The 6,745-nt window shown below is 59.6% G+C and carries 6 protein-coding genes; 2 read left to right on the plus strand and 4 right to left on the minus strand.

All coding sequences use genetic code 11. The features are described from left to right. Window positions 1-120: 120 nt before the first annotated feature. The 4 genes from WBP53_RS17065 to WBP53_RS17080 all read right to left on the minus strand — a co-directional run bounded on the left by WBP53_RS17065 (window position 121) and on the right by WBP53_RS17080 (window position 4,901). The gene (locus tag WBP53_RS17065; RefSeq protein ID WP_423930950.1) at window positions 121-810 is read right to left on the minus strand and encodes a glycosyltransferase; all 690 of its coding nucleotides are present in this window, start codon (window positions 808-810) and stop codon (window positions 121-123) included. A gap of 6 nt (window positions 811-816) precedes the next feature. Next, window positions 817-1,860 carry a methyltransferase domain-containing protein gene (locus WBP53_RS17070; RefSeq protein WP_423930951.1) on the minus strand — a complete coding sequence of 348 codons (1,044 nt, stop codon included), beginning with the start codon at window positions 1,858-1,860 and terminating at the stop codon, window positions 817-819. A 76-nt stretch (window positions 1,861-1,936) separates the two neighbouring features. Continuing rightward, window positions 1,937-2,755: a DUF547 domain-containing protein gene (locus WBP53_RS17075; RefSeq protein ID WP_423930952.1), complete on the minus strand. Its 819-nt coding sequence runs from the start codon at window positions 2,753-2,755 to the stop codon at window positions 1,937-1,939. Between the two features lie 4 nt (window positions 2,756-2,759). Next, window positions 2,760-4,901, minus strand: coding sequence for an FAD-dependent oxidoreductase (locus WBP53_RS17080; protein ID WP_423930953.1), 2,142 nt, complete (start codon window positions 4,899-4,901; stop codon window positions 2,760-2,762). A 249-nt stretch (window positions 4,902-5,150) separates the two neighbouring features. Here WBP53_RS17080 and WBP53_RS17085 point away from each other — a divergent pair, with 249 nt between their 5' ends. Then, window positions 5,151-5,873 carry a flavodoxin family protein gene (locus WBP53_RS17085; RefSeq protein ID WP_423930954.1) on the plus strand — a complete coding sequence of 241 codons (723 nt, stop codon included), beginning with the start codon at window positions 5,151-5,153 and terminating at the stop codon, window positions 5,871-5,873. Window positions 5,874-6,028: 155 nt separating this feature from the next. Further along, entirely contained in the window at window positions 6,029-6,529 is a 501-nt protein-coding gene (gene ssb, locus WBP53_RS17090; RefSeq protein WP_423930955.1) for a single-stranded DNA-binding protein, read from the plus strand. The last annotated feature ends 216 nt before the right edge of the window (window positions 6,530-6,745 follow it).

Below are 6,745 nucleotides of genomic sequence, written 5' to 3' on the forward strand. Positions count from 1 at the left end.
GCAGCGCCGCGGCGGCTGCCAGATACAGGCGTTCTGCGGTTTCACGCCCCAGGTCGGGCCATAGCCGACTCTTGACCGGCGAAAGCACTGGTGTCTTGACGAAGATGGCGATGGCGCATGTCATGACGCTTCTGCGGTATCGCGGCGGTTATTGTTGCGAGAGAACGACCGGGCCTGGGTGCGAGTCATGCCCAGGTGCTGCCACGTGGTTCGCCACCAGCCACGTTCGGCGTACTTTCGGGCACTGGTATATATGGGTGCCGGCACGGCGCCCAGTGGAATGCCATGGGCGCGAGCGGCCCAGATCAGATTGTGGTCCTCGCCTGCCACTACCGATTCGTCGAATCCGTTGAGGGAATCGAAGACACGCCTGGGCATCAGCAATCCCTGATCGCCAAACGGAAGTCCCAGCAGGCGGCTGCGCAAATCGGCGCCCCAGGCATTCAGAAAGGTCCAGCGTGGGCCATCTGCAAGGAAGCGCAGTCGGAAATAGCCGATGGCAGTCGCATCAGCATCGACGAAGTGCTGCATCGCTCCCAGGGTTGCGGGAGTGACGCGCGAATCGGCATGCACGAACCATAGCCACGGAGATTCCGAAACGCGTGCGCCTGCATTCAACTGGAGCGCACGACCGGCTTTGCTTCGGCACACCTGAACCTCGGGCGGAATGTCACCCGGATCGCTGAGGTCATCGTCGGCAAGCACGAGGATGACGCGATTCACACGCGCAGCAACCAGTTGGGGCAGCAGTTCGCGCCAGGCGCGATCGCCGGGACCTGCAGGAACAATGATGTCTACGTCAGGTTGCATCGAAACTCAGCAGCAACTGCCGCTCGCTGGCGCGGCTCCGGTTGGCGCCGGCCCGCATTCGAACAAGCCATGGTGGACACGCTTGTCACCATGCAAATCGAAGTGTGCGGCGTAGCGTGACTCGGCCAGCATGTCATATGTGTTGCCACAGACCAGCATCGGTCTGCCGGTCTCCAGGCGATGATGGTCATCCAGCACGAATGCATGCGGAAACCCGGAGATATCGCCACGATAGGTGGCGACCTGACCGTAGTCCTCGCAACGGTCTTCCAGCTTGATCTTGAACGCTCGCATGGTCATCGAGCGGAAGGCAACCATTCCGATGCGCACCTCGATCTCCGGGTCAAGCAGTGGAATCGGTGCCTGGCTGACGCAGCGTGCGTCCGCACAGCCCAGTCCGTCGAGCATTCGTCGAAAATCCTCGATATAGAGTGCGCCCGAAAGGCACTCGCCGAGAAGGACTGGATCAGTTCGAAGCTCGGGTGGAATACGACGATCGGAAAATACGTCGGAAAAGTAGAGTTCGCCACCGGGCTTGAGTACACGGAAAATCTCGCGGAACACCTTGTCCTTTTCGGGCGAGAGATTGAGCACGCAGTTGGAAACGACGACGTCGACGCTTGCGTCTTCAATACCGCAGGCGTCAAGGCGTTCGATATGTCCCTCGACCAGGCGCACGTTCGATTTCGAGTAGCCGTAGCGTTCCGCATGCCAGTCACGATGGCGTTCGGCCACGGCGAGCTGTTCCCGAGTCATGTCGACTCCGATGACATGACCGTGGGCACCAACCAGTCTGGAAAGCAGATAGACATCGCGTCCCGTGCCGCAGCCGAGATCAAGCACGGTCATGCCCTCGACCGCCGGAGGCAGTGGTGAGCCGCAGCCATAAAAGCGGCTGGTGATGTCGGGGTGAATGTCGGCGAGCATTGGTCGCAGCCAGGCCGGCATCGACTCGCTTGGACAGCATGCGCCGGTCTTGAGGTCCTGCGTCGATTGAAGAACATCGCCGTAGTAGTGGCGGACATCCTCATGCGTGCTTGCGTTATTCATGGTCGTTCCGAATCGTAGAGGAAGGTACGGCTTGTACTTGTCCGATGTGGGAGCAAGTGCACCTTTGCCAGGGTACTCATTGCGCGTTTTCGGAGTGGGTTTGATTCAGGGTCCAATCGTACTCGCCAAAGCCGATGGCCAGTTCCCCATCGCGCAACTGGCGCAGCAAGGTCTCATCAAGTTCCAGTGCTTCACCGCGGCTTCCGAGGAACCCGCGAATACCGCCGGAGTGCGCAGCAAAGTCTTCGGCGTACCAGTCGAAGACCTTTGAAATCACCAGCTGATCGCGCGAGTCGTCAAGATGATTGCGCGATCTATCACGCAGGAAGCGCCGTGTCTGGTCCTCGAGTTGCGCGTCGAGCCGTGACCCAACGTACGCTTCAGCACGCAACGCAGGGCAGCCAATCGATGCGCAGTTGACTGCGAAATGGACGCGCGGATCGGAGAAATCAGGGCCGCCACGCAGAAGTTCATGTTCGATCACGTCGAGGCTGCGGCTCTGACCCAGCAAGTCCAGAACCTGCTTCTTCCAAGGCGATGAGAACAGCCTCCCAAGGTCCTTTATCGACGTGAGGTCCGGATAGCGCGTCAATACCAGTTGCACGGTTGCGGCGTTGTAGGCATTGATCAGGAAGGCATCCTGATCTCCCTTCGGCCAATCACGAAACTCACGCCTGCTCACTCCGGAAAGTTGATTCAGATAGTCCGAAAGCTGCTCCGAATCGACCTTGAACCCGGCGTAGTCGACTTGGGTGGTTGTGCCTTGTGCATTCCAGTGCACGTATTTTTCCACCAGCTCGCCCCAGCTTGCATGGGTCCGGTCAAACGCAGTTTCGGCTGCGCTGACCGCATTGCATGAAATCATCAGCACGGCACTGATCAGAACTTGGAACATGGGCTTAGCCACGACGCCAGGCAAAGAATCGCTGGGCGAGGCGCAGCAAACCCTGCGGTGCGTTTGCCTTTTTCCATACGCCAGCAGCCGCCTTGTTGCCTTCGCTCATGGTTGGATAGATATGGATCGTGCCAAGCAACTTGTTCAAGCCGATTCCGTGCTTCATCGCGAGGACAAATTCCGCGAGCAGATCACCAGCGTGCTCGCCAACAATGGTTGCGCCAAGAATCGCGTCCTTGCCCGGTGCTGTCAGCACCTTGACGTAGCCGTGATCGGCAGAATCGGCGATGGCCCGATCGAGGTCATCAAGGCCGTATTTCGTGACCTCGACCTCGATGTCCTTTGCCTTTGCTTCATCTTCCGACAGGCCGACTCGTGCAACCTCGGGATCGGTGAACGTGGCCCAGGGGATCACCCGGTAGTCGGCCTTGAAGCTCCAGAACGGCGCGAGCAGAGCGTTTACAGACGCATACCAGGCCTGATGGGAGGCGACATGGGTGAACTGATAGGGGCCAGCGACGTCGCCGGCAACCAGGATGTTCGGATAGTTGGTGCGCATCAGCGCATCGGCATGCACCGTACCGTTTTTGTCGATGATGACACCCAGTTCCTCCAGGCCGAAACCGCTGACACTGGGTTTGCGGCCGAGCGCCACCAGCAAGCGATCGAATTCGAAACTCACTTCCTTGCCATCCTGTTTGCAATAGAGCTTTCCGCCATCTCGCGTGCGCTCCACGCGCACCGCCTCGCAGCCGGGTTCGACTCGAATGCCTTCCTCGGCGAAGCGCTTTTCGATGAGGGCGGAGGCGTCGGCATCTTCACGCGGCAGCAGGTTCGCACTTTTTTGCACCTGGATGACCTGGCTGCCGAGTCGGGCAAAGGCCTGTGAAAGTTCGCAGCCGATCGGGCCGCCCCCGATCACGACCAGGCGCTTCGGCAACTCCCGGATATCCCAAAGCGTGTCCGATGTCCGGTAGTCGACGCTGTCCAGTCCTTCCAGTTCGGGTACACGCGCTTTCGCACCGGTTGCGATAATCAGGCTGCGCGCCGTCAGTCGCTTGCCATCGACCTCGACTTCCCACGGTGAAACGATGCGTGCATCGCCTCGAATCACGTCGACGCCGAGTCCGGTGTAGCGCTCGACCGAGTCGTGGGGTGCAACTTTTCCAATCACTTCCTGCACGCGCTCCATGACCTGTGCGAAGTCGATCTCGGCGTTCATCTTGGCTATGCCGTATCGCTCCGAGTTGCGCGCATCGGCCATCAGACGTGCACTGCGAAGTAGTGCCTTCGACGGCACGCAGCCGGTATTCAGGCAATCGCCACCCATTTGGTGACGCTCGATCAGTGCGACTTTGGCCTTGACCGCCGCGGCGATATAGGAAGACACCAGGCCGGCCGATCCGGCGCCGATGACAATCATGTTGAAATCGAATCGGGATGGCCGCTTGTATGCGGCGTAGACGCGACGCGCACTGAGCCAGCGGGTCAGCCAGCGCATCAGCAGCGGCAGAATGCCAAGCAGGACAAACGCACCGATCAGGCCCGGTGACAGGATGTCGGACAGGCTCTCGATCTTCGCCAGCTGGGTTCCGGCGTACACGAAGGCAATCGTGCCCGGCAGCATGCCGATCTGGCTGACCAGATAGAACACGCCAGTCTTCAGGGCAGTCAGGCCCGCCAGCAGGTTGACCAGAAAAAATGGCACGGCCGGCACCAGACGCAGGGTGAAGAGGTAGTAGGCGCCATCGCGCTCGATGCCTTCATCGAATGACTTCAGGCGTTGGCCGTATTTATTGCGCAAGCTGTCGCGCAGGACGAAGCGTGAGACCAGAAATGCCAGGGTTGCGCCGATCGAGCTGGCGAAGGAGACGAGAATCGTGCCTTCGACCAGGCCGAACAGGGCCCCGGCAGCGAGAGTGAGGATCGCCGCACCGGGCAAGGACAGTCCGGTCACGGCAACATAGGCCACGAAGAAACCGCCCAGAGCGATCCAGTGGTTGGCCGAAACCCAGCTGGAAAGCGACTCCTGGCGGGCTTTCAGGCCCTCAAGGCTCAGCTCGGCCAGAAGCCCGCTACGCCACAGGGCAAGAGCCGCCAGCAGGAGAACGGCAACGATGATCCAGCGAATCCAGGTTCGGGACACAGATTTTCCTCATGCAAGAGATAGCGGTCCGAAACCGCCAGCGTCACGAACAAGAACGGTCCGGGGCGGAAAAACATTCAGATGCGGGGAAATTGGCTGATTCGCTTGTCCCCCTTGCGGAGCGGGGTCAGACCCGGGAAACCTGAATCGCAGACCCCCATCGATCGCGTCAGGCATTGCATGTCGCGCCATGCGGGATACCCTCGGGTGATCTGTCCAGAATCGAATCCTCACTATCAGGAGTCTCGCATGTCGGATCCGCAAAAGCCTGATTTCAAAGACGACAAGCTCAGTGCGCTGTTCCTGAACTGCACGCTGAAACCCACAGGAACGGGATCCCATACGGAACGCCTGGTCAAGGTGGTCTCGACCATCATGGCGAAGCAGGGTGTGAGCGTGGAGACCATTCGCCCTGTCGATCTGGACCTTCCGCCGGGCGTACAGCCCGACATGACCGAACATGGCTTCAACGCCGATGACTGGCCGGCATTGTCGACCAAGGTCATGGCGGCAAACATCCTCGTCATCGGCACGCCGATCTGGCTGGGCGAGGAAAGCTCGGTCTGCCGGCGGGTTATCGAGCGCCTCTATGCCGAATCCGGGAAGCTCAATGAAAAGGGCCAGTACATCTATTACGGACGCGTCGGCGGCTGCATCGTTACCGGCAACGAGGATGGCATCAAGCATTGTTCGATGAGCGTGCTCTATGCGCTGCAGCACCTGGGCTACGTGATACCGCCGCAAGCCGATGCCGGCTGGATCGGGGAAGCCGGACCTGGACCGTCCTATGGCGACGACGGCCTCGGCTACGACAACGATTTCACCCAGCGCAATGCAACCTTCATGGCCTGGAACCTCATGCACATGGCAGCGATGATCCAGCGCGCTGGCGGTATACCGGGCTACGGCAACCAGCGCAGCGAGTGGGAGGCGGGCTGTCGCTTTGATCATCCAAATCCCGAATTTCGCTGACTCCGGGGCGGCCCTTGCGGGCTGCAATGCCTGATGGCAGTAGCCGGTGCCGTCCAGTCGCAATCCGTGAGTCTCGGGCATGTATCATGGCGACCCTGTTCCGCCATTGGGCGGAAGGTTCACATTCAATCGGTTCGATAGAGAGGAGCGGTGCCATGGCAAGGGGCGTAAACAAGGTCATTCTGGTAGGCAACCTGGGTGCGGACCCGGAGGTCAAGTACAGCGCCGGCGGCACGGCAATTGGCACGCTCAGCGTGGCGACGTCCGAATCATGGAAAGACAAGCAATCCGGCGAGATGCAGGAACGCACCGAATGGCACCGGGTAAAGTTGTTTGGTCGCCTCGCCGAGATCGCCGGTGAATACCTGAAGAAAGGGCGCCAGGTGTATATCGAGGGTTCGATCCGCACCGACAAGTACACCGACAAGGAAGGCGTGCAGCGCTACAGCACCGACATCATCGGCAACGAAATGCAGATGCTGGGTGGTGGCAACGAAGCAGGTGGTGGAGGCGGCGGTGGCGGTGGCGGTGGAAATTTCAGTCGCGAACGTGGTGCGCCGCGAGGTCCGCAATCAGCTCCGCAATCCGCGCCGCAGCGTCAGGTCGCCGAACCGTCGCGCAACGACAATTTCGAAGACGACGATATTCCGTTCTAGCGAACATCTACCAAAAAAGGTTGATACCGATGCGAGAAAAACCCCGATAATTCGGGGTTTTTTCGTTCCGGAGTCAAAAGAAAACAGTTGAAATAGAAATCATTAGTGGTACACTAGAAGAAATGGTTTAGTAAGGGGGAGATGGAGTGCGTCGACTTTCTGTTCATCGCTTCGCTAGCGGGGAGCGGGTTCCGATGCTCCACGATGGTTCGGGGA

The sequence above is a fragment of the Dokdonella sp. genome, assembly GCF_049593775.1.
In the GTDB taxonomy this organism is placed as follows: domain Bacteria; phylum Pseudomonadota; class Gammaproteobacteria; order Xanthomonadales; family Rhodanobacteraceae; genus Dokdonella.